Here is a 20,964-nt window from a genome sequence, read left to right on the forward strand (position 1 = left end):
CCTAATCGACCAAAACATCAAAACGATCCGTCGGAGCGCTATCAGCCTGACGACCAGATCGCCTTTGGTGTGGGCTGTCTGATCTGCCTGAAAAACTTAAACGCATGACCATCCCCATCTTCCTCATAGGTCTTGAACGCGCCACAGGGCGGGCGCGTTTGATGGAGCAGGAGCTGCAAAAGGCAGGCCTGTCAGCGACGCGCGTTAATGCTGTTGATTGCGACGCCGCCACCCGCGAGGATTTCCTGCGCGAGTGCAAGGCCGAGGGGCCGTGGGGCTATTTCCACACCAAGGACATGGCCTGCACCCTCAGCCATGCCAAAGCGTGGGAGGCATTGATCGCCTCGGGCGCTGAACAAGCGTTGATCCTTGAGGATGACGTGTTCCTGAGCCCGGAATTGGCCGATTGGCTGAATGACCCATCTTGGTGGCCCGCGGATGCTGATATCGTCCGGTTTGAACGCTGGCGCAGCACCAAGCTTTATGTCGCGCTTGGGCGCAAGCGCTTGATCCATCTGGGGCGCGAACTGCGCCTGATGCGATCGCGTCATCCCGGGGGCGCGGCGTACGCGCTGACGCGACAAGCGGCGCAGCATTTTCTGGCGCAGAAACCCTATGACATCACGTTGGACGGGCTTTTGTTCAATCCATCAGCTTCGGCTGCGGCGCGTCAGACCAACATCTATCAGGTGATCCCGGCCATGGTCGAACAGGGCAACGAAGCCCCCGGCGAATACAATATGGGGGCACCCCGCAGTCGGCCCACAGGCTGGCCATTGGTCCGGCAAAAGATCCGGCGTGGCATTGCTGAAATCAGCAGCGGGCTGCGTACCACGGCCAATCTGGCCCTGGGCCGTGCCACGCTCGAGAAAATATCCTATGCGCCGCATGTTCTGCCGGCGACTGAACCTAATCAATCCAACACCGCCTAGAGAAAGGGACAAAATGGCAGTCCTCATCGACGAAAACACCAAAGTGATCTGTCAGGGCTTTACCGGCTCGCAAGGTACATTCCACAGCGAACAGGCCATTGCCTATGGCACCAAGATGGTCGGCGGCGTGACCCCCGGCAAAGGCGGGATGGAGCATCTGGGCCTGCCCGTGTTCAACTCGGTCCACGAGGCCAAGCATGTGACCGAAGCCAACGCCTCGGTAATCTACGTGCCTCCGCCCTTCGCGGCTGACTCGATCCTCGAAGCGATTGATGCCGAGATGGAGGTGATCGTCTGCATCACCGAAGGCATACCGGTTCTGGACATGATGAAGGTGAAGCGTGCGCTGGAAGGCAGCAAGTCGCGCCTGATCGGCCCGAACTGCCCCGGTGTCATCACGCCCGATGCCTGCAAGATCGGCATCATGCCCGGCCACATCCATAAGCGCGGCTCGGTCGGCGTTGTGTCGCGTTCGGGCACCCTGACCTATGAGGCCGTCAAACAGACCACCGATGTAGGTCTGGGTCAGTCCACCTGTGTAGGCATCGGCGGCGACCCGATCAAAGGGACCGAGCATATCGACGTGCTGGAATGGTTCCTGGCCGACGACGAGACCACATCGATCATCATGATCGGTGAGATCGGTGGCTCAGCCGAGGAAGAAGCTGCGCAGTTCCTGGCGGATGAGGCCAAGAAGGGCCGCAAAAAGCCAACCGCTGGTTTCATCGCAGGCCGCACGGCCCCTCCGGGCCGCCGCATGGGCCACGCGGGCGCGATTGTCGCCGGTGGCAAGGGCGGTGCCGAGGACAAGATCGAAGCCATGCGCTCGGCCGGCATCGTCGTGGCCGAAAGCCCCGCGCAGCTGGGCGAGGCTGTGCTGGAAGCGATTGGCTGATATGGCAGCTTCGGCTGTCTAATCCGGGAGGAACGAAACACATGACCTTTAGTGAGGCTGTAAGAACGTGTTTCTCCAAATTCTTCACTTTTTCGGGCCGTGCATCGCGGCCCGAATATTGGTTCTTTTTTCTGTTCGTCGTGATCTGGAACTTGATCGCCGGGATCATCGACTGGCAGTTCTTCACGCAGGTCTCGGTCACTGAAAGCGATGAGGTGAAATCCGTCACCGCCACGTCCAGCCAACCGGTCCAAAGCATTGTCGGCCTGATCGTCTTTTTCCCCCATCTGGCCGTTGCATGGCGGCGGATGCATGACACCGGGCGCAGCGGGCTTTACGCCTTACTGCCGATCCTTTTGATCCTTGGGGCCTTTGCAGTTCTGATCTTTGGCATTGGCCTTGCCAGCCAGTTCCACGGCGGAACGCTCGACATTTTGTTTACCCGCGCAACATTGCTGATCGTCATTCCGACACTTATCGTTCTGGTGGTGTCGCCCCTTCTGGTGCTGTGGTGGCTGACCCGCCCCAGCCAGCCAGGCACCAACCAATACGGTCCCAACCCACATGAGGTAGCCCAATGACCGAACACTCGCCCAACTCTGCCTTTCATGCTTCAAGCTTCATGCAGGGGCATAATGCCGAATATCTGGAACAACTTTACGCCCAGTACACCAAAAACCCCGGTGCCGTAGACGCGGCCTGGGTTGAGTTCTTCAAGGCTATGGGTGACGCCGCGCCGGACGTTCAGAAAGAGGCCGAAGGGCCGTCTTGGGCGCGGACCGACTGGCCGCCCATGCCTGCCGATGATCTGACCGGTGCACTGACCGGGGAATGGGCCGAGATTGACGCCAAAGCGGCGGGTAAGAAGATCAAGGACAAGGCGGCTGACAAGGGCGTTGAGGTCAGCGACGACCAGATCAAACGCGCCGTTCTGGACAGCCTGCGCGCCCTGATGCTGATCCGAGCCTATCGGATCCGGGGCCATCTGGCCGCTGATCTGGATCCGTTGGGGATGCGCGCTGCAACCAATCACCCTGAGCTGGATCCGAAAACCTACGGCTTCACCGACGCCGACATGGACCGGCCGATCTTTATCGACAACGTTCTGGGGCTTCAGGTTGCCTCGATGCGGCAGATCGTCGAAATCGTAAAGCGGACCTATTGCGGCACCTTTGCGCTGCAATACATGCATATCTCGAACCCCGAAGAAGCCGCTTGGCTGAAAGAGCGGATCGAAGGGTACGGCAAGGAAATCGCGTTCACCAAGGAAGGCCGCAAGGCGATCCTGAACAAGATGGTCGAAGCCGAGGGCTTTGAGAAATTCCTGCACGTCAAATACATGGGCACCAAGCGCTTTGGTCTGGACGGCGGTGAAGCGCTGATCCCAGCGATGGAGCAGATCATCAAGCGCGGTGGCGCACTTGGCCTCAGCGACATCGTCATCGGGATGCCGCACCGGGGTCGCCTGAACATTCTGGCCAACGTGATGGGCAAACCGTACCGCGCCATCTTCAACGAATTCCAGGGCGGCAGCTTCAAGCCCGAGGACGTGGATGGTTCGGGTGATGTGAAGTACCACCTCGGGGCCTCCAGCGACCGTGAGTTTGACGGCAATTCTGTGCACCTGTCACTGACCGCCAACCCCTCACACCTTGAGGCGGTGAACCCGGTGGTTCTGGGCAAGGTTCGCGCCAAACAGGATCAGCTTGGCGACACGGATCGCACCAAGGTCATGGCCATCCTGCTGCATGGCGACGCAGCCTTTGCCGGCCAGGGTGTCGTGGCCGAAGGGTTTGGTCTGTCTGGTCTGCGCGGTCACAAGACCGGCGGCACCATGCATATCGTAGTAAACAACCAGATCGGCTTTACCACTGCGCCGCACTTCTCGCGCTCGAGTCCCTATCCGACGGATATCGCGTTGATGGTTGAAGCGCCGATTTTCCACGTGAACGGGGATGACCCCGAGGCCGTGGTGCACGCGGCCAAAGTGGCGACCGAGTTCCGCCAGAAGTTCCACAAGGATGTGGTTCTGGACATCTTCTGCTACCGCCGGTTTGGTCACAACGAGGGCGATGAGCCCATGTTCACCAACCCGATCATGTACAAGAGGATCAAAACGCACAAAACCACGCTGTCTCTGTACACCGAGCGTTTAGTCAAAGACGGCCTGATCCCCGAGGGTGAGATCGAGGACATGAAGGCCGCCTTCCAGGCACATCTGAACGACGAGTTCGAGGCCGGAAAAGATTATAAGCCGAACAAAGCCGACTGGCTGGACGGGCGCTGGTCGCATCTGGACAAGAACAAAGACGAATACATGCGAGGCGAGACCGCGATCACGCCCGAGACTCTGGCCGAGGTTGGTGGCGCTCTGACCCGCGCCCCGGCCGGATTTGCCTTGCACAAAACCGTTGGGCGTCTTCTGGACCACAAAAAGCAGATGTTTGAATCCGGCACTGGTTTTGATTGGGCCACCGGTGAGGCGCTGGCCTTCGGATCACTATTGACCGAAGGGTACCCGGTGCGTCTGGCCGGGCAAGACGCCACCCGTGGCACGTTCAGCCAGCGCCACTCGGGGTTCATCCATCAGGAAACAGAAGAGCGTTACTACCCGCTGAACAACATCCGCCCAGGCCAGTCGCACTACGAAGTGATTGACTCGATGCTGTCCGAATATGCTGTGCTTGGGTTTGAATACGGCTATTCGCTGGCCGAACCCAATGCGCTGGTCCTTTGGGAAGCTCAGTTTGGTGACTTCGCCAATGGTGCGCAGATCATGTTTGACCAGTTCATCAGTTCTGGTGAATCCAAATGGCTGCGGATGTCCGGTTTGGTCACACTGCTGCCGCATGGGTTCGAAGGGCAAGGCCCCGAACACTCATCCGCGCGTCTGGAGCGGTTCCTGCAAATGTGTGGTCAGGACAACTGGATCGTGGCGAACTGCACGACACCCGCGAACTATTTCCACATCCTGCGCCGACAGCTGCACCGCACCTTCCGCAAACCGCTGATCCTGGTGACACCCAAATCGCTGCTGCGCCACAAACTCGCGGTCAGCAGAGCCGAAGAATTTACCACCGGCTCCAGCTTCCACCGGGTGTTGTGGGACGACGCCCAACAGGGGAACTCGGACACCGAACTGGTGGCGGATGACAAGATCAAACGTGTCGTGCTGTGTTCGGGCAAAGTGTATTATGACCTGCTGGAAGAACGTGACGCGCGCGGGATCGACGACATTTATCTGCTGCGGATCGAGCAGTATTACCCCTTCCCGGCCCATTCGCTAATCAACGAGCTTGAGCGGTTCAAAGAGGCCGAGATGGTCTGGTGTCAGGAAGAGCCCAAAAACCAGGGTGCCTGGTCCTTTATCGAGCCCAATATCGAATGGGTTCTGACCCGGATCGGAGCGAAACACAAACGTCCGGTTTATGCCGGTCGCGCAACCTCGGCCTCACCCGCGACGGGTCTGGCCAGCCAACACAAAGCCCAACAAGAAGCGCTGGTTAACGAAGCGCTGAGCACCAAAGGAAAGTAAGCGATGACGATTGAAGTTCGTGTTCCCACGCTTGGCGAGTCGGTCACCGAAGCCACTGTTGCCACATGGTTCAAGAAGCCCGGCGATGCAGTCGCCGTGGATGAGATGCTGTGTGAGCTTGAAACCGACAAGGTTACAGTTGAAGTGCCTTCTCCCTCTGCGGGTGTGATGGCCGAGATTGTAGCCGCCGAAGGTGATACCGTTGGCGTAGATGCTCTGCTGGCGACCATTACAGCAGGCGAAGGCGCGGCCCCTGCCCCTGCGGCAACTGCAGCACCGGCGGCCGCGCCCGCCCAAGCAGGCGGGTCGGTTGATGTCATGGTTCCCACTCTTGGTGAATCTGTTACGGAGGCTACCGTTTCGACCTGGTTCAAACAGGTTGGCGACAGCGTCGCGCAGGACGAAATGTTGTGTGAACTGGAAACCGACAAAGTCTCGGTCGAAGTTCCGTCCCCGGCTGCGGGAGTTCTGGCAGAAATCGTTGCTCCGGAAGGTGCAACTGTGGATGCAGCGGCCAAGCTGGCAGTGATCTCTGGCTCTGCAGCAGGTACCGCGCCCGCGTCGGCCCCTGCAGCAGCAGCGGCCCCCGCTGCGGCAAGCACCGGTAAGGATGTGGCAAACGCACCCTCTGCCGAAAAAGCGATGGCCGAGGCCGGATTGTCAGCTGATCAGGTCACCGGCACCGGTCGCGATGGCCGCATCATGAAAGAAGACGTGGCAAAGGCTGTCTCTTCGGCTCCGGCACCAGCACCGGCGGCACCAGCCCCAGCTGCACAGGCTCCGCGCGCACCGGTTGCGGCCGAAGACGAAGCCCGCGAGGAACGCGTGCGCATGACCCGTCTGCGTCAAACCATCGCCAAGCGCCTGAAGGATGCACAGAATACTGCTGCGATCCTGACCACCTATAACGAGGTGGACATGACCGAGGTGATGGCCCTGCGCAACCAGTACAAGGACCAGTTCGAGAAGAAGCACGGCGTCCGCCTTGGTTTCATGTCCTTCTTCACCAAGGCATGCTGCCATGCGCTGAAAGAAGTGCCTGAGGTGAATGCCGAGATTGACGGCAACGACATTGTCTACAAGAACTTCGTACACATGGGCGTCGCCGCTGGTACTCCGCAAGGTCTGGTGGTTCCGGTGATCCGCGATGCGGACAGCATGTCCTTTGCCGCGATTGAAAAAGCCATCGCCGAGAAAGGCAAGCGCGCCCGCGACGGTAAGCTGTCCATGGCCGAAATGCAGGGCGGCACGTTCACCATTTCGAACGGTGGCGTCTATGGCTCGCTGATGTCATCGCCGATCCTGAACCCCCCGCAGTCGGGCATTCTGGGGATGCACAAGATTCAGGATCGTCCAATGGTCATCAATGGTGAGATCAAGATCCGCCCGATGATGTATCTGGCGCTGTCCTATGACCACCGGATCGTTGATGGCAAAGGTGCTGTGACTTTCCTTGTTCGCGTGAAAGAGGCGCTGGAAGATCCGCGCCGCCTGCTGATGGACCTGTAATCATGGCAACACATGTACTCTGGCAGGCCGATGTGGCCGATTTCGACGCCTGGCTGAAAGTGTTCAAGGAAGATCGCAAGATGCGTGAGGCCGCGGGTATCCGCGACCTCCACATCTGGCGAGACCCGGACCAGAAGGACCATGCGGTGGCGTTGTTCGAAATCACCGATCTGGAGCGCGCGCAGAACTTTATCGAATCTGAGGAACTCGCCATGCATCACGAACGTGGTGGCGTGGCGCATATTCACACTAAAATTCTGACACCAGTCTAAATCCGATGGCAGAGCGCAAGCGGCAACACATCTGCTTCTGCGCTCTGCCGTCATACACATCAAACTCCAATGCGGCGTCTTGCAATGAACGCAGAACTGACAGCACTGACTTTGGCAGCCCTTTTACAGGTTGTGCAGTTTGTACTTATGGCAGTTCCTGCAAATCTGGAGTTGGGTCCGGGCAAAACCATGTCACCCCGTGACAGGGCCAGATTGGGCGGGACGCTAGAAGATCAGCTCTCAGATGGAACAGCCCGGCTCTACCGTGCCCTCAACAACCATTTCGAGGGGTTGATCCTGTTTGCCATTGCCTGTGTTGTTGTCACCGTTTCAGGCAAGGAAAACGCACTAACGGCCACCTGCGCCTGGACCTATCTGGCCGCGCGCGTGCTGTATGTTCCCGCATACTATTTCGGTTGGAAACCATGGCGCAGCGTCATTTGGTTCTTCGGGTTTCTGGCCACGACCCTCATGCTTTTGGTGGTTTTGCTATGAGACCGCCAACCCATATCTTGTTCAGAGGTTCCTGCCCTGCAACAACCCGAATTCTCAAGGAGATCTTCCATGGCAAATTATGACGTTATCGTAATCGGCGCCGGCCCCGGCGGCTATGTTTGCGCCATCCGCTGCGCCCAGCTGGGTTTGAAAACCGCCGTGGTCGAAGGGCGCGACACGCTGGGTGGAACCTGCTTGAACGTAGGTTGCATTCCGTCCAAGGCGCTGCTGCATGCCAGCCATCAACTGCACGAGGCCGAGCATAACTTTGCCAAGATGGGCCTGAAGGGCAAAAGCCCTTCGGTCGACTGGAAACAGATGCAGGCCTATAAGGACGAGGTGATTGAGGGCAACACCAAGGGCATCGAATTCCTGTTCAAAAAGAACAAGATCGACTGGCTGAAAGGCTGGGGATCGATCCCTGCCGCCGGTCAGGTCAAGGTCGGGGATGAAGTGCATGAAACAAAGAACATCATCATTGCGTCTGGGTCCGAGCCTTCCTCTCTGCCGGGTGTAGAAGTGGACGAGAAGGTTGTCGTGACCTCAACCGGCGCGCTGTCGCTGGGCAAGATTCCGAAGAAAATGGTCGTCATCGGCGCAGGCGTGATCGGCCTGGAACTGGGCTCGGTCTACAGCCGACTGGGGGCGGAAGTAACGGTGATCGAGTTCCTCAAGGAAATCACACCAGGCATGGACCCAGAGGTACAAAAGACGTTCCAGCGTATCCTCAAGAAGCAGGGCCTGAACTTTGTCATGGGTGCTGCGGTGCAAAAGACCGAAGCGACCAAGACCAAGGCAAAGGTCACCTACAAACTGCTCAAGGACGACAGCGAACACGTGATCGATGCCGATACCGTGCTGGTCGCCACCGGGCGCAAGCCGTACTCCGATGGTCTTGGGCTTGACGCCTTGGGTGTCGAGATGACCCAACGCGGCCAAATCAAGGTGGGTTCCGACTGGCAAACCAATGTGCCGGGCATCTATGCCATTGGCGACGTCACCGAAGGTCCGATGCTGGCGCATAAGGCCGAAGACGAGGGCATGGCCGCCGCCGAACAGGTTGCGGGTAAGCATGGCCATGTGAACTACGGCGTTATTCCGGGGGTGATCTATACTTGGCCTGAGGTTGCCAATGTGGGTGAAACCGAAGCAACGCTTAAAGAACAAGGCCGCGCCTATAAGGTTGGCAAGTTCATGTTCATGGGCAATGGGCGCGCCAAGGCGAACTTTGCCTCGGACGGGTTCGTCAAAATCCTCGCCGACAAGGAAACTGACCGCATTCTGGGCGCTCATATCATCGGGCCTGCCGCGGGTGATCTGATTCACGAGGTCTGTGTCGCGATGGAGTTTGGTGCTTCGGCAGAAGATCTGGCCCTGACCTGTCATGCGCACCCGACCTATTCGGAAGCCGTGCGTGAGGCCGCCTTGGCTTGCGGCGACGGCCCGATCCACAGCTAAGAGTTTTGACCCCGGCAGAAATCAGCTTGTCGGGGTCAACCAAGCATCCAGATAGGTCTCGAGCCTGTCTGTGAATGTCGTTGCGGAATGCAGAGCACAAAACCGCAACGACATGGCCTGAATGGCAAAGGCCTGAACACCTTCGGCCAAAAGCTCGGGTGGCACGTCCTTACGCATATCTGCAGCTTCAAGCCACAACATCACGACCCGAAAGTACCTTTCAAAACAATAGGCTATCGGGCCTATATCTTCGATGGCCGTTGCACCGGAATATCTGATCAACAGATCGAAAACGTATCGCTCGGACGTCATGAAACTGTGCACCGGTTCGAGCGCCACGATGATCTCATCAACTGTCTTGGGTGGTGTTCCGGCTTCGGCCTGGTCCAGACACGCATTCAATCTTTCGCCGATCAGGATTTCCATTAGCGCATCCTTGTCGTTGAAATGCGCAAAGAAAGTGCCCTTGGCGACGCCTGCCGCTTTTACCACGTCTTCCACCCGCAAAGCTTGGTAGCCATCACTTCGGACAACCGCCTCAGCAGCCGAGAGAAGCTTGGCGCGGGTTTTGATCGTACGTTTCTGAATCGCCTTTTGCATACCGCTCAATCGCACAGTTTTTGACCGTGGTCAAATTTAATATTGACCGTGGTCATTTTTGATTCTACAAATTGACCGTGGTCATTTTTAGGAGAATCACGATGCAACCCAAGAAAATCCTCATCCTCGACGGACACCCGGCAGAAAGCAGTCTGTCCCGGACCTTTGCCGAAACATATCGGGACGCTGCCCTCAAAAACGGCCATGACGTCCGAATGGTTCATCTGAGCGATCTGCAGTTCGATTTTGATTTCGGTCAGGGCAATTACCACGACTTCAAACCGCTTGAACCGGTTCTGGAACACGTGCTGCAAGACTTTGAGTGGAGTGATCATCTGGTTCTGACCACCCCGATGTGGTGGGGCGGTCTACCCGCGAAACTCAAGGGACTGATCGACCGGACATTCATCCCCGGGCGAACGTTCGACACTCGGAACACGACAAAGATCGGCTTTCCGGCCCCCATGCTGACGGGACGCACCGCACGCGTCATACTGACCTCAGATACACCGGGCTGGTTTATGCGGCTGATCTATCGGCAAGCGCTTATCCGTCAGGTTCGTGATCAGATCCTTGGCTTTGTAGGCTTCAAACCAACCCGCTTCACCTATTTCGCAGGTGCAAGTTACCCAAAACCCGGACACGTAGATCGCTGGATCGAAAAAGTCTCGAGGATCGGAGCAGCTGCGGTTTGAACCCGCAGCCACATGTTTCGCCTACCACATTGTTTTCGCGGCGCGTGCAGCCCATTCACTATCATATTGCGCGCCGCCTTCTTCGCCTTCCGACGCCTCGGACAAAAGCTGCCCAATCGTTGGAAGGACAGCACTCTCGTCCTCGCTGGTCCAGATAGCTGAACGCATCAAAGCACGCGCGCATTGGCTGTAAATCTCGGCGATCTCAACAACGACGACAGTCGCCGGGCGCTTGCCGCCCTTTGCGAAATGCTGTCGCAAACCTTCATCCGCAGTAACACGAGCCATCCCATTCACGCGAACAACGTTGTTGGACCCCGGAACAAAAAACATAAGCGCAACACGCGGGTCGCGCACGATATTCCGCAGCGAATCCAGCCGGTTGTTGCCACGCCAATCCGGCAAAACCAGCCGTCGCTCATCCAATTCCAGTACAACAGGGCCGTCGTCGCCTCGGGGGCTGCCATCCACACCTTCCGGGCCAACAGTGCTGAGGACGCATAGGCGCGAGGCCATAATCCACTTGCGATACAGGGGCGTCAGTCGGTGAACGACCTTTCGCAAGGATGGCGCGCCGGGTTTGCCATACAATGCTTCCAGCGCTGCAACGTCGTCAATGTACTCCATCCGGATCAAACCCCACTTCGCGCATCAGCTCATTCGAGCGTGTTTCAATCACGTCTTCCAATCGACCAAGAAAATCGTCCCGCTCAACGCCGGGTTCGATTGGCTCAAGAAAATCCACAATCGCAAGACCCGGTTTGCGCATGACACCGGTTCGGGGCCAGAACACCCCGGCATTTGTAGCCACCGGAACGCAGGGAAATCCCAGACCTTCGTAAAGAACCGCCGTCCCAACCTTGTAGGGTTTCTTGGCGCCCGGCGCGACACGCGTGCCTTGAGGGTAGATCACCAGTTGCCCGGGCTCTGAAAACTCTTTCGCCACATCCTTGACCATCTTAGCCACCGCGGCGCCGCGTTTCCCTCGATTGACCGGAATACAACCAAGGCGACGGGCATACATTCCGATAACAGGTGTAAACAGCAATTCACGCTTCATTATGAACTTCCCATGCGGGATGGCATTGAAGATCATGATGATATCAAGGAACGACTGGTGCTTGGCACCCACGACCACTTCATTCGAAGGCGCGGTTCCCCGAACCTCACAACGAATACCCACCATCCAACGGGCCAGCCACATGGTACTGCGCGCATAGGTTTTACACGCCATCAGGGCCCCCCGCTTCGAGAACAGGGCATAGGGCAGAAACACAATACCAAGGATCAGCATCCAGGCATAGATAACGATCATAAAGACCAAAGAGCGCACCCACTGTAAGGCTGAGAACATCAGGAAAGCTCCTTCAATTTGCGACGGGCCGCAGCCCAGGTGGCGAAAAAGGCAACAGCCGCGCCGAGTATTGGGATGACGATCGGCAGCAACCAGTCCGTGCCCTGAAAGCCAACCCCCGTCAGAAATCCGCCCGCATCCGAGGCCTCGGGCAAAAGCAAAACGCCTGTCATACCCAGCAAAGTCCCGACCAAGGCCCCGAAAAAAGCGCGATAGGTAAAGCGCCGGACAAAAGCCCCGGCGATAAACCCGTCGCGCGCGCCGACCAGACGCAAAACTTCGATGATCTGCGCATTGGCCGCCAGAGATGCGTTTGCCGCAAGCGTGATCATTGCCGCCGTCGCCCCTCCGATCAGCAGGATCGAAATCCACCCCAATCGCCTGAGTGACATTGCGGCTTCGACAAGAGGTTCGCGCCATCGCGTATGATCATCCAGTACCGCGCCCGGCACTTCGGCACCCAGGCGAAGACGCAGGCCCATCACATCCATTCCCGGTTCGCCTTCGGTGATTTCGATAAGCTGTGGGATGGGTAAAGCATCGAGGGGCAGGTCCGGTCCGAACCACGGTGACAGCAATGCGACCTGTTCCTCGGCACTTAGTGCGCGCGCCGATGCAACGCCGGGCGTTTGGCCCAGAACTGTCAGCGCGGCTTCGGTCTGCGCGGCAAGTTGTTCTGTCGGGGCATTGATCCTCAGGGTTGCGGCCCCCGCCAGTTCCGAAGCCCAACGGTCGGCAATCCGGCCGGACGCGAGCGCCAACGCAAGTGCAAACACCACCAGAAATGCCATCGCTCCAGCAACAAACAATGTTAGATGAGCGGTGTATCCGGTTGGGGGAACAACGCGGTTCGCCCGCGTATCGCCGCGCAGCAGAGTACTTACTTCGGCTCTGGTCATAGGTCGGCCCCCGCCAGATGCAGCTTGCGCTGAGAAATGCGCAATACGCGTGCCTGAACCTGACTTTTGGCGGCGCGGATCAGGCTCATGTCATGGGTCGCGATCAATACTGTCTTGCCCATTCTGTTCAACTCGATCAACAGACGCAGCAGACGTTGGGACATTTCCCAATCCACATTGCCAGTGGGCTCGTCCGCCAACACGACATCCGGCGACAGGATGACAGCGCGGGCCAAGGCAGCACGTTGACGTTCGCCACCGGACAACTCAGGCGGATGCGCTTCAAGCCGCGCGCCTAAACCCACCCAGCTTAGCAGTTCGGTCAGATTGTCCTGTTCCGAAGACTCCGAGCGCCCGGAGACCATCAATGGCAAGGCGACGTTTTCGGCCAGCGTCATGTGGTCCAGAAACTGGCAATCCTGATGTACCACACCAACACGTCGGCGCAGCACGGCCAACTGATCCCGATCAAGGGACGAGATGTCCTGATCGAAAACACTCAGCCGCCCCGAGGTTGGCAGCAGGGCCCCATAGCACAGCTTGAGCAGCGTTGTTTTGCCCGCCCCCGAGGGGCCGGTCAGAAAGTGAAACGACCCCGGTTGCAATTGCACCGAGACATCGCTCAGCAACTCGCCGCCACCGTAGGTGTAGCTGACATTTTCCAGCTCGATCACACGTGCCCCCATTATTTGCTGCTCTTCTTGCCCGAGCAGGGTGGCGGATTCAATGGCTCTACCGAGTCCAATTGGTGACACTTGGCCCATGAAACCGAAAACGCCCTTTGCTGATGGGTCTTAACGGAATATCATCCCTGAAAAAACTATTATCGGCCCATCGCCCGGCCGGGGAGGCAGCATGCGTCTTACATGTCCGAATTGCGGTGCGCAGTACGAGGTTCCTGACGAGGTTATTCCCGAGGAAGGTCGTGACGTGCAGTGTTCCAACTGTGATAAGACCTGGTTTCAGCCCAAGCACCAGGAAGAACCTGCAGCCGCACCGGCTGAAGACGCACATCCCCCTGCTGAGGAGGAGGCCACAACCCAGGCAGAGCCCGCAAAAGAGGCTGTAACTGCGGAAGACGCGACCCCTGCGGCGGAAGACACTGCTGCGCCTGCGGGCAATGTCGATCCGTCCGTCGCCGACATTCTAAAAGCAGAAGCGGCCCGCGAAGCCGAATTGCGCGCAAAAGAAGGCAGCAACCTGGAAAGCCAGCCTGATCTGGGTTTGGACCAACCGCCGGAACCCAAGGTCAAGCCCAAGCGGCCTGCCGCTTCGGAAACCGCTGTTGACGCTGGCCAAAAAGATGCACTGCCCGATGTCGAAGCAATCAATTCCAGTATGCGCGCGACCGAAGCGGAAGAGACCCCTCCGCCGCCCCGCAAATCAGGCGGGTTCCTGCGCGGTTTTGCGCTGATGCTGATCATCGGCGTGGTTCTGTATCTGATCTATGGCAACGCACAGCAGATCGGAGAGGCCGTGCCACAGGCCGACCCACTGCTCAGCTCTTACGTGTCTCTGGTGGATCAGGCGCGGATCTGGCTTGAAGCTCAGGCCGGAGCTCCGAACTGAGGTTCAGAACCGCTCCAACAGACGTTTGAGGTATTCCAACTCGATCTCGGGGCGGTCCGTTTCTCCGGTCCGGCGACGGATTTCATCCAACAACTCGCGCGCCCGGCGATAGACATCTTCGCCCTGCAGCAGGTTTTCGTCGGTTGAGATTGAACCACCGGCCCCAGGGTTTCGACCCAAGGGATCGCGGCTATTGGCTTGCGCTTCGCCTTCCTGCGTGCCCTGACCCGGCTGGTTCTGCTGGTTCTGGGCCATAGCCTCGCCTAATGAACGCATCCCTTCACGCAGGGCTTCCATGGCCTCAGACTGGCGGTCGATGGCTTCGGCCAGATCGTTTCCTCGTAAGGCCTGTTCCGCCTCGTCCATGGCGCGCCCGGCGCGGCCAAGCGCATCACGCGCGGCGTCTCCTTCAGGCGTCCCCGCGCCTGGCAAATTCTGTTGCTGGCGATTCAGTTCATTGCGCAGGGCCTGCTGACGGTCCGCCAGTGATCCCTGCCCCTGCTCGCCCTCTCCGGCCTGATCCGAGCCTTGACCCTGACCACCCTGGCCTTCGTGGCTTTGCCCCCGGCCAAGCCCGCCATTGCGGCCTTCGTTGCCTTGGCTTTCACCGGATTGCGCACCGGGGTTGAACTGTTCTTGCAAGTCGCGGAACGCCTGATCGCTGAGACCTTGCTGTTCGCGCAGAGTTTCAGCCAGACCTTCCATAGCCTGCTGCCCTTCGGATTGTTGGCCTTGCCCCTGGCCTTGGGTCACGCGCATGTTTTCCATCATCTGCTGGAACTCTTCCAGCGCCTGCTGGGCTTCGGCCATACGGCCCTGTTCCATCAGTTCCTGAATGCGGTCCATCATGCGCTGCAGGTCATCCTGCGACATTTGAAGGGTCTCGCCACTCTGACCAGGCTGGATTTCACCTTCCTGACCATTCTGCTGAGCAAGACGTTGTAGCTGCTGCAGATAATCCTGCGTCGCTTCGCGAAGCTCTTGCATAAGCTCGGCGATTTCTTCGTCGCTGGCCCCGTTTTGCATCGCTTCGGTCAAACGCTCCTGCGCGCGACGCATCCGCTCCAGAGCGTCCGCCAAGGTGCCATCCTCGATCAACACAGCCAGGTCCCACAGGGCTTGCGCGATCTCTTCCTGCTGCTCTGGGTTCAGCGCTCCGTATGTCTGGAAGGCTTCCAGCCGCCGCAAAACCACACGCAAGCGCAAGTAAGCGGTGTCTGACCGAAACAGATCCTCTGGCAGATGAGAGACAGCCCGCAACAGCTGCGCCACGCGCGGCGCGTTGGACCGCGACCAGAGCAGATCACGCCGCTGTTCGATCACCGCTGCCGCTAAAGGGTCAAAGAATCGACGGGCTGGCAAGGCAGTCAAAAATGGCTCGGACGCCGACTGCTGATCAGCCGCATCCACGGCCATCAACGTGATCTTCACCGGCAGGTGAGCCCAGGGATGCTGTGAAAAGTCTTCGATCAGATCTTCGCTGAAATCGGCACGGTCACCGGTGATCGGCATTGGCAGTTCGATCTCAATCACCTCTCGCGGCTCGGGCTTGGTCGCCAACCCATGGCGGCGATCCACCGATGCCAGATCCAGTTCGATCCGGGCCGAGCCCGACACCACGCCATAATCGTCACTGGCAACAAAGGGCAGTTTCATTTGCCCGCCTGCCTCTGCTTCGGCAGATCCGGCAACCGCGATCTTCGGGGTCGCATCGTCAATGACCTGTACGGCCCATTCGCGACCTGCAGGGCCATCGATACGCATCTGGCCAGAACGTTCAGCCACAAATTCCTGTTCGGGATTGGTTGCGGCCTGAGTGCCCACGACCGAGCTGTTTTCGGACAGGCTATGTGCGCCGACCTCACCATACATCCTCAAAGTTATGCGGCTGCCTTTTGGAACTGACAACTGGCCGTCTGCTTGATCGGCCAAGTAAAGCGTCGGTAAACCCGTATATCTTGGGGGTTCAACCCATCCTTCCCATGTCGGGCCTTGCCCCGCATTTGCGCTTCCGGGCGCCATATCGGCCACCGACCCCACGCGCCACAAAGAGCCGAAGAGAACCGCCACCACAAAAGCCAACAGCGCTGCATAGCGCAGCGCGTAAGGATCACGCGACGCCAGCCGCAGGTCAGGTTTGGCTGGAGCAGCAGCAGCGGCGCGCTGAGCCATCCGGTCTTTGTGGGCCTGCCACAGTGCGACCGAATCCTGATCTGTGGACCCAATCGCCTGATCGTCCAAAAGGGCCTGGATCGGACGACCGGGCAGCGTCTCATCCAACCGCATGAGCGCATCCGCACGAGACGGTAGGCTAACTCTTTTCAGCCCCCAAACACCCGCCACAACAATCGAAATCAACGAAAGCGCGCCCGCGCCCCAAACGACCTCAACGGCGAATTGGTCTTGCAGACCCAGCATCAGCGCTGCAAGCAGGACCATCAGGATCGAGAACAGCGGCCAGAACGCACGCAATACCTGTTCAGCCACCATACCCATGTGGGTCAACCACAAGGACAGGCGCGGGATGGGCAGGTTCGATCTGTTGGTCAAGACGGGCCTCCGGGTTGGGCCCGCACGGTTATCGCATCAGAGCCACGAAGGTATGGTATCGCGGTTTATGATTTCGTCAAAGCTTGGCCGTTCACGAATGACTGCAAATTGATCACCATTGACCAAAACTTCGGGGATCAGGGGGCGGGTGTTGTATTCGCTGGCCATAACCGCTCCGTACGCGCCTGCGCTGCGGAAGGCGATCAGATCCCCTGATTTCAAAGGCGGCATATTGCGCTGCTTGGCAAAGGTATCCCCCGATTCGCACACGGGGCCCACTATGTCATAGGGTTGCTGTTCAACCCCGGCCGCTGGTTCCTGCACCGCAACGATGTCGTGATGCGCCTCGTACATTGCCGGGCGGATCAGGTCGTTCATGGCCCCATCGAGGATAAGAAAATCGCGACCTTCGCCTGACTTCACGTAAATCACCTTGCTAACCATCAACCCGGCATTGCCCGCGATAAGGCGGCCCGGTTCAATCTCGATCTCACAATCTAGATGTCCGAGTGTCTTCTTGATCAGTGCGCCGTATTCCAACGGAAGCGGCGGCGCGTCATTCGAACGGGTGTAGGGGATGCCCAACCCGCCCCCAAGATCGAGGCGGCGAATATTGTGACCTTCAGCCCGCAACTGTTCGGTCAGTTCAGCAACCTTGGTATAAGCAAGCTCGAACGGCTCAAGCTCGGTCAATTGCGAACCGATATGGACGTCGATCCCGATCACCTCCAGCCCCGGCAGGTTGGCAGCATGGGCATAAACCTCGGACGCGCGTGCAATCGGAATGCCGAACTTGTTTTCGGACTTGCCGGTTGCAATCTTGGCGTGGGTCTTGGCATCCACGTCCGGGTTCACCCGAACAGTGATCGGCGCCACAACGCCCAGCTCCAGTGCGACCGCGTTGATCACGTCCATCTCTGGCTCGGACTCAACGTTGAACTGGCGGATTCCACCTGTCAGCGCGGTACGAATCTCGTCCGCCGTTTTGCCAACCCCCGAAAAGACGATCTTGTCGCCTGGAACGCCTGCGGCTTTGGCCCGCAAATACTCCCCGCCCGAGACCACATCCATTCCTGCCCCCGCCTGCGCCAGAGTCTTCAATATGGCCTGGTTGCTGGCCGCTTTCATCGCGTAGCAAACCAGATGATCAGTGCCGTCCAGCGCATCATCAAACAGCTTGAAATGTCGCAGCAGTGTCGCCGTCGAATAGACGTAAAAAGGGGTTCCGACCGCTGCAGCGATTTCGGAAACAGGGACATCCTCGGCGAAAAGCGCGCCGTCGCGGTAGAGAAAATGATCCATACCCGCGCGCTTAGACCAGAAGGCGACTGCGGATCAATGGATTCCGCACTCAGAAGTCCCGTTAATTTGTGGTGGAAACTCCAACCCGACCATAGCCGGAGATTGAAATACCGCTGCCAGATTGCTTCGGCTCTGCCGCAGGCTCGGGGCGTCGCGCGGACGAGGGTTCACATGCCGCCAGCGCCGCAAATGCCAAAATCAGTCCAACTGTTCTCATGTCAGTGTCTTTTCGTTGAGAGGATCTACGCGTTGTTGCACGCGTCCTAAGTGGGGTAACGGGCCTAGGTGTGCAATATCAAAAGGTTCAGAACCCCAGATAGATACCCAGCGGCCCGCGGCTAAGACCAACGCCCCCTGCAACATAGGTCCCGCTGGTACCGACCCCAATCGTGGCGCTGGCCGTAGGCTGTACCGCAGTGGGCTGCGACGGTTCACCATCGGCCCCGCATCCGGCTAGTATCAGGCCGGACACCACGATCGCCACCACACGAACAGCTGTCATCACACCATTGCCTTCCATCGTTCGATCTGGGCACGCACCTGATCAGGGGCCGTGCCGCCGTAAGATTGGCGCGAGTTTACCGAGTTTTGCACGGTAAGAACAGAATAGACGTCATCGGTGATTTCCGCGTGAACCGATTGCATATCCTCCAGCGTCAGATCAGGCAGGTCGCAGCCTTTGCTTTCGGCCATGGCCACCAGCGACCCGGTAACATGGTGTGCATCGCGGAACGGCAGGCCCAAAACCCGCACCAACCAGTCAGCCAGATCGGTGGCGGTCGAAAAACCGGACCCCGCAGCAGCAGCCAGGCTATCTTGATTGGCGGTCATATCCTTGACCATGCCCTCCATCGCCGCCAGCGCCAGCATCCAGTTATCGGCAGCGTCAAAGACCTGTTCTTTGTCTTCCTGCATGTCTTTGGAATAGGCCAGCGGCAGACCCTTCATCACCATCATCAGCGCCGTGTTGGCCCCAAAGATACGCCCCACCTTGGCGCGGATCAGCTCGGCCGCGTCGGGGTTCTTCTTCTGCGGCATGATCGACGAGCCGGTCGAGAAGCGGTCGGATAGGGTCACAAACCGGAACTGAGCCGAGGACCAAATCACAAGTTCCTCGGCAAAACGAGACAGGTGGACGGCGCAGATAGACGCGGTCGACAGGAATTCCAACGCAAAGTCGCGATCACTGACCGCATCCAGCGAGTTTGCAGCAGGACGGTCGAAGCCCAGTGCCTCGGCCGTCATGTGGCGGTCGATGGGGAACGATGTTCCGGCCAGTGCTGCAGCCCCCAGCGGAGATTCGTTCATGCGCGCGCGCGCATCACGAACGCGGGACAGGTCGCGGCCAAACATCTCGACATAGGCCATCATATGGTGGCCCCATGTCACCGGCTGCGCTGTTTGCAGGTGCGTGAAACCGGGCATGACCCAATCGGCCCCAGCCTGAGCCTGCGCCAAAAGCGCGCGGATGAGTGCCAGCAGGCCGGTTTCGGCTGCGTCCAACTGATCCCGGACCCAGAGTTTGAAATCAGTCGCCACCTGGTCATTGCGCGAACGACCTGTGTGCAGACGGCCTGCCGGCTCACCAATCACCTCTTTCAACCGCGCTTCCACATTCATGTGGATGTCTTCCAATGCGGTCGAGAATTGAAATTCCCCTTTCTGGATTTCTGACAAAACGGTGAGCAGCCCTTCCCGAATAGCTTCGGCGTCACTATCACTTATAACGCCTGTGGCAGCCAGCATGGCGGCATGGGCGCGCGAGCCTGCGATGTCCTGGGCTGCCATCCGCTGATCGAAACCGATCGAGGCGTTGATCGCCTCCATGATCGCGTCTGGACCGGCGGCAAAGCGGCCGCCCCACATCTGGTTCGAGGATTGATCGGTCATGTAAGAAAACCCGGAGTTGATATGCGCCTATTTCGTCTGATCCCCCTTTATATGGCCCTTGCGCTGGGTGCAAACGCCGCTTTGGCCACCGATGCCGAGACGCTGGCACCGCTGCGGGAAGACAGCCTGAAGCGCTTGATCCTGCATAAAGAGCCCAAGCCTGCCAAATCCATCGAATTCCAGCTGGAAGATGAGGGTGGCGTCGGTACGCTTGCAGATTACGAAGGCAAATACGTACTGCTGAATTTCTGGGCCACCTGGTGTGCGCCTTGCCGCAAGGAAATGCCTCAGATCGCGGAACTGCAGGAAGAGTTCGGAGGCGACAAGTTTCAGGTCCTGACTTTGGCGACCGGCCGAAACTCGCCCGCCGGGATCGAAAAGTTCTTTGAAGAGAACGGTATTGCCAATTTGCCCCGCCATCAGGACCCAAGCTCGGCGGCCGCGCGCGAGTTTGGCGTGATCGCGCTTCCGATCACGGTCATACTGGATCCCGAAGGCCAGGAAATCGCCCGCCTGATCGGGGATGCCGAATGGAACTCGGACAGCGCCAAAACGATCATCTCGACACTTGTAGAAGCAAATAGCTGACGAATAGCGCGGTTACCACCTGTTTGTGCTACACTCGAACCGGCCCAAATGGGCCGGTTTTCGTTTGTGCCCTTATGGGAAGGAGGCTGCGATGAAACCGGTGGTTCTTTTGATTGGGAAGCTGCCAAACGTGATCGGCGATGTGGCCAGACAACTGGATCACTTGCCGATTCAATGGCTGGGCGCGCATGACACCGACGAAGTTCGAAAGCAGTTGGATGCCGAACCTCGGATCACCTGCGCCATTTTGGGGGCAGGTCTGGATGACACGATTCGCGGAGAGATGGTTGGCATTATTGCCGCCCGTCGTCCGGATATCTGCATCCACCTCAAGGATCGGGCATCAGGTCCTGATGGGCTGGTGCCTTTTGTCCAACGTGTTGTTCAGTACGAAATTCTGGAACGTCTGGAACGTACCTGA

The 20,964-nt window shown here is 58.5% G+C and carries 21 protein-coding genes; 12 read left to right on the forward strand and 9 right to left on the reverse strand.

The window, feature by feature from the left end; genetic code table 11:
* The first annotated feature begins 104 nt into the window (after positions 1-104).
* From GOV89_RS14540 to lpdA, 8 genes are all read left to right on the forward strand, one after another.
* The gene (locus GOV89_RS14540) at positions 105-932 is read left to right on the forward strand and encodes a glycosyltransferase family 25 protein (protein ID WP_171179130.1); all 828 of its coding nucleotides are present in this window, start codon (positions 105-107) and stop codon (positions 930-932) included.
* A gap of 13 nt (positions 933-945) precedes the next feature.
* Complete coding sequence (sucD, locus tag GOV89_RS14545; protein ID WP_171093685.1) at positions 946-1,827, forward strand: succinate--CoA ligase subunit alpha; 882 nt, start codon at positions 946-948, stop codon at positions 1,825-1,827.
* Positions 1,828-1,868: 41 nt separating this feature from the next.
* A complete protein-coding gene (locus GOV89_RS14550; protein ID WP_171179128.1) occupies positions 1,869-2,408 on the forward strand; it encodes a DUF805 domain-containing protein in 540 nt (179 codons plus the stop codon).
* Entirely contained in the window at positions 2,405-5,362 is a 2,958-nt protein-coding gene (locus GOV89_RS14555; protein ID WP_171179126.1) for a 2-oxoglutarate dehydrogenase E1 component, read from the forward strand. Before GOV89_RS14550 ends, GOV89_RS14555 begins: the two co-directional genes overlap by 4 nt.
* 3 nt (positions 5,363-5,365) lie before the next feature.
* A complete protein-coding gene (gene odhB / locus GOV89_RS14560) occupies positions 5,366-6,871 on the forward strand; it encodes a 2-oxoglutarate dehydrogenase complex dihydrolipoyllysine-residue succinyltransferase (RefSeq protein ID WP_171179124.1) in 1,506 nt (501 codons plus the stop codon).
* A gap of 2 nt (positions 6,872-6,873) precedes the next feature.
* Positions 6,874-7,143, forward strand: a complete 270-nt coding sequence (locus GOV89_RS14565) for a hypothetical protein (protein WP_171179122.1) — start codon at positions 6,874-6,876, stop codon at positions 7,141-7,143.
* Positions 7,144-7,227: 84 nt separating this feature from the next.
* Positions 7,228-7,638, forward strand: a complete 411-nt coding sequence (locus tag GOV89_RS14570; protein ID WP_171179444.1) for an MAPEG family protein — start codon at positions 7,228-7,230, stop codon at positions 7,636-7,638.
* A gap of 69 nt (positions 7,639-7,707) precedes the next feature.
* On the forward strand, positions 7,708-9,096 hold the full coding sequence (gene lpdA, locus GOV89_RS14575) for a dihydrolipoyl dehydrogenase (RefSeq protein WP_171179119.1): 1,389 nt from the start codon (positions 7,708-7,710) through the stop codon (positions 9,094-9,096).
* A gap of 21 nt (positions 9,097-9,117) precedes the next feature.
* Here the strand turns inward: lpdA and GOV89_RS14580 are convergent, their stop codons facing one another.
* On the reverse strand, positions 9,118-9,696 hold the full coding sequence (locus GOV89_RS14580; protein WP_171179117.1) for a TetR/AcrR family transcriptional regulator: 579 nt from the start codon (positions 9,694-9,696) through the stop codon (positions 9,118-9,120).
* Positions 9,697-9,797: 101 nt separating this feature from the next.
* Here GOV89_RS14580 and GOV89_RS14585 point away from each other — a divergent pair, with 101 nt between their 5' ends.
* A complete protein-coding gene (locus GOV89_RS14585) occupies positions 9,798-10,391 on the forward strand; it encodes an NAD(P)H-dependent oxidoreductase (RefSeq protein ID WP_171179115.1) in 594 nt (197 codons plus the stop codon).
* A 21-nt stretch (positions 10,392-10,412) separates the two neighbouring features.
* On the opposite strand, the gene GOV89_RS14590 is transcribed toward GOV89_RS14585, so the two are convergent.
* From GOV89_RS14590 to GOV89_RS14605, 4 genes are read right to left on the reverse strand one after another with little or no spacing between them, the layout of a single operon-like run.
* The gene (locus tag GOV89_RS14590; RefSeq protein ID WP_171238493.1) at positions 10,413-11,018 is read right to left on the reverse strand and encodes a pyridoxamine 5'-phosphate oxidase family protein; all 606 of its coding nucleotides are present in this window, start codon (positions 11,016-11,018) and stop codon (positions 10,413-10,415) included.
* On the reverse strand, positions 11,005-11,745 hold the full coding sequence (locus tag GOV89_RS14595) for a 1-acyl-sn-glycerol-3-phosphate acyltransferase (RefSeq protein WP_171179110.1): 741 nt from the start codon (positions 11,743-11,745) through the stop codon (positions 11,005-11,007). Before GOV89_RS14595 ends, GOV89_RS14590 begins: the two co-directional genes overlap by 14 nt.
* A complete protein-coding gene (locus GOV89_RS14600; RefSeq protein ID WP_171238494.1) occupies positions 11,745-12,644 on the reverse strand; it encodes an ABC transporter permease in 900 nt (299 codons plus the stop codon). Before GOV89_RS14600 ends, GOV89_RS14595 begins: the two co-directional genes overlap by 1 nt.
* Entirely contained in the window at positions 12,641-13,318 is a 678-nt protein-coding gene (locus tag GOV89_RS14605) for an ATP-binding cassette domain-containing protein (RefSeq protein WP_171179442.1), read from the reverse strand. Before GOV89_RS14605 ends, GOV89_RS14600 begins: the two co-directional genes overlap by 4 nt.
* Before the next feature lie 181 nt (positions 13,319-13,499).
* Between GOV89_RS14605 and GOV89_RS14610 the strand changes: the two genes are divergently transcribed.
* Positions 13,500-14,213 carry a zinc-ribbon domain-containing protein gene (locus tag GOV89_RS14610; RefSeq protein WP_171179106.1) on the forward strand — a complete coding sequence of 238 codons (714 nt, stop codon included), beginning with the start codon at positions 13,500-13,502 and terminating at the stop codon, positions 14,211-14,213.
* A gap of 3 nt (positions 14,214-14,216) precedes the next feature.
* On the opposite strand, the gene GOV89_RS14615 is transcribed toward GOV89_RS14610, so the two are convergent.
* From GOV89_RS14615 to argH, 4 genes are all read right to left on the reverse strand, one after another.
* Positions 14,217-16,709: a TIGR02302 family protein gene (locus tag GOV89_RS14615; protein WP_171238523.1), complete on the reverse strand. Its 2,493-nt coding sequence runs from the start codon at positions 16,707-16,709 to the stop codon at positions 14,217-14,219.
* Positions 16,710-16,799: 90 nt separating this feature from the next.
* Positions 16,800-18,065, reverse strand: coding sequence for a diaminopimelate decarboxylase (gene lysA, locus GOV89_RS14620; RefSeq protein WP_171238495.1), 1,266 nt, complete (start codon positions 18,063-18,065; stop codon positions 16,800-16,802).
* Between the two features lie 304 nt (positions 18,066-18,369).
* Positions 18,370-18,567: an argininosuccinate lyase gene (locus GOV89_RS14625; protein WP_171093711.1), complete on the reverse strand. Its 198-nt coding sequence runs from the start codon at positions 18,565-18,567 to the stop codon at positions 18,370-18,372.
* Positions 18,567-19,955, reverse strand: a complete 1,389-nt coding sequence (argH, locus tag GOV89_RS14630) for an argininosuccinate lyase (RefSeq protein WP_171238496.1) — start codon at positions 19,953-19,955, stop codon at positions 18,567-18,569. The genes GOV89_RS14625 and argH overlap by 1 nt, the downstream gene beginning before the upstream one ends.
* 21 nt (positions 19,956-19,976) lie before the next feature.
* On the opposite strand from argH, the gene GOV89_RS14635 reads away from it, so the two are divergent.
* Positions 19,977-20,543, forward strand: coding sequence for a TlpA disulfide reductase family protein (locus GOV89_RS14635; RefSeq protein WP_171179099.1), 567 nt, complete (start codon positions 19,977-19,979; stop codon positions 20,541-20,543).
* A 91-nt stretch (positions 20,544-20,634) separates the two neighbouring features.
* Positions 20,635-20,964 (forward strand): hypothetical protein, encoded by a 330-nt coding sequence (locus tag GOV89_RS14640; protein WP_171179097.1) that lies wholly within the window; start codon positions 20,635-20,637, stop codon positions 20,962-20,964.

It is taken from the genome of Ruegeria sp. HKCCA5763 (assembly GCF_013034545.1).
GTDB lineage: Bacteria > Pseudomonadota > Alphaproteobacteria > Rhodobacterales > Rhodobacteraceae > Ruegeria.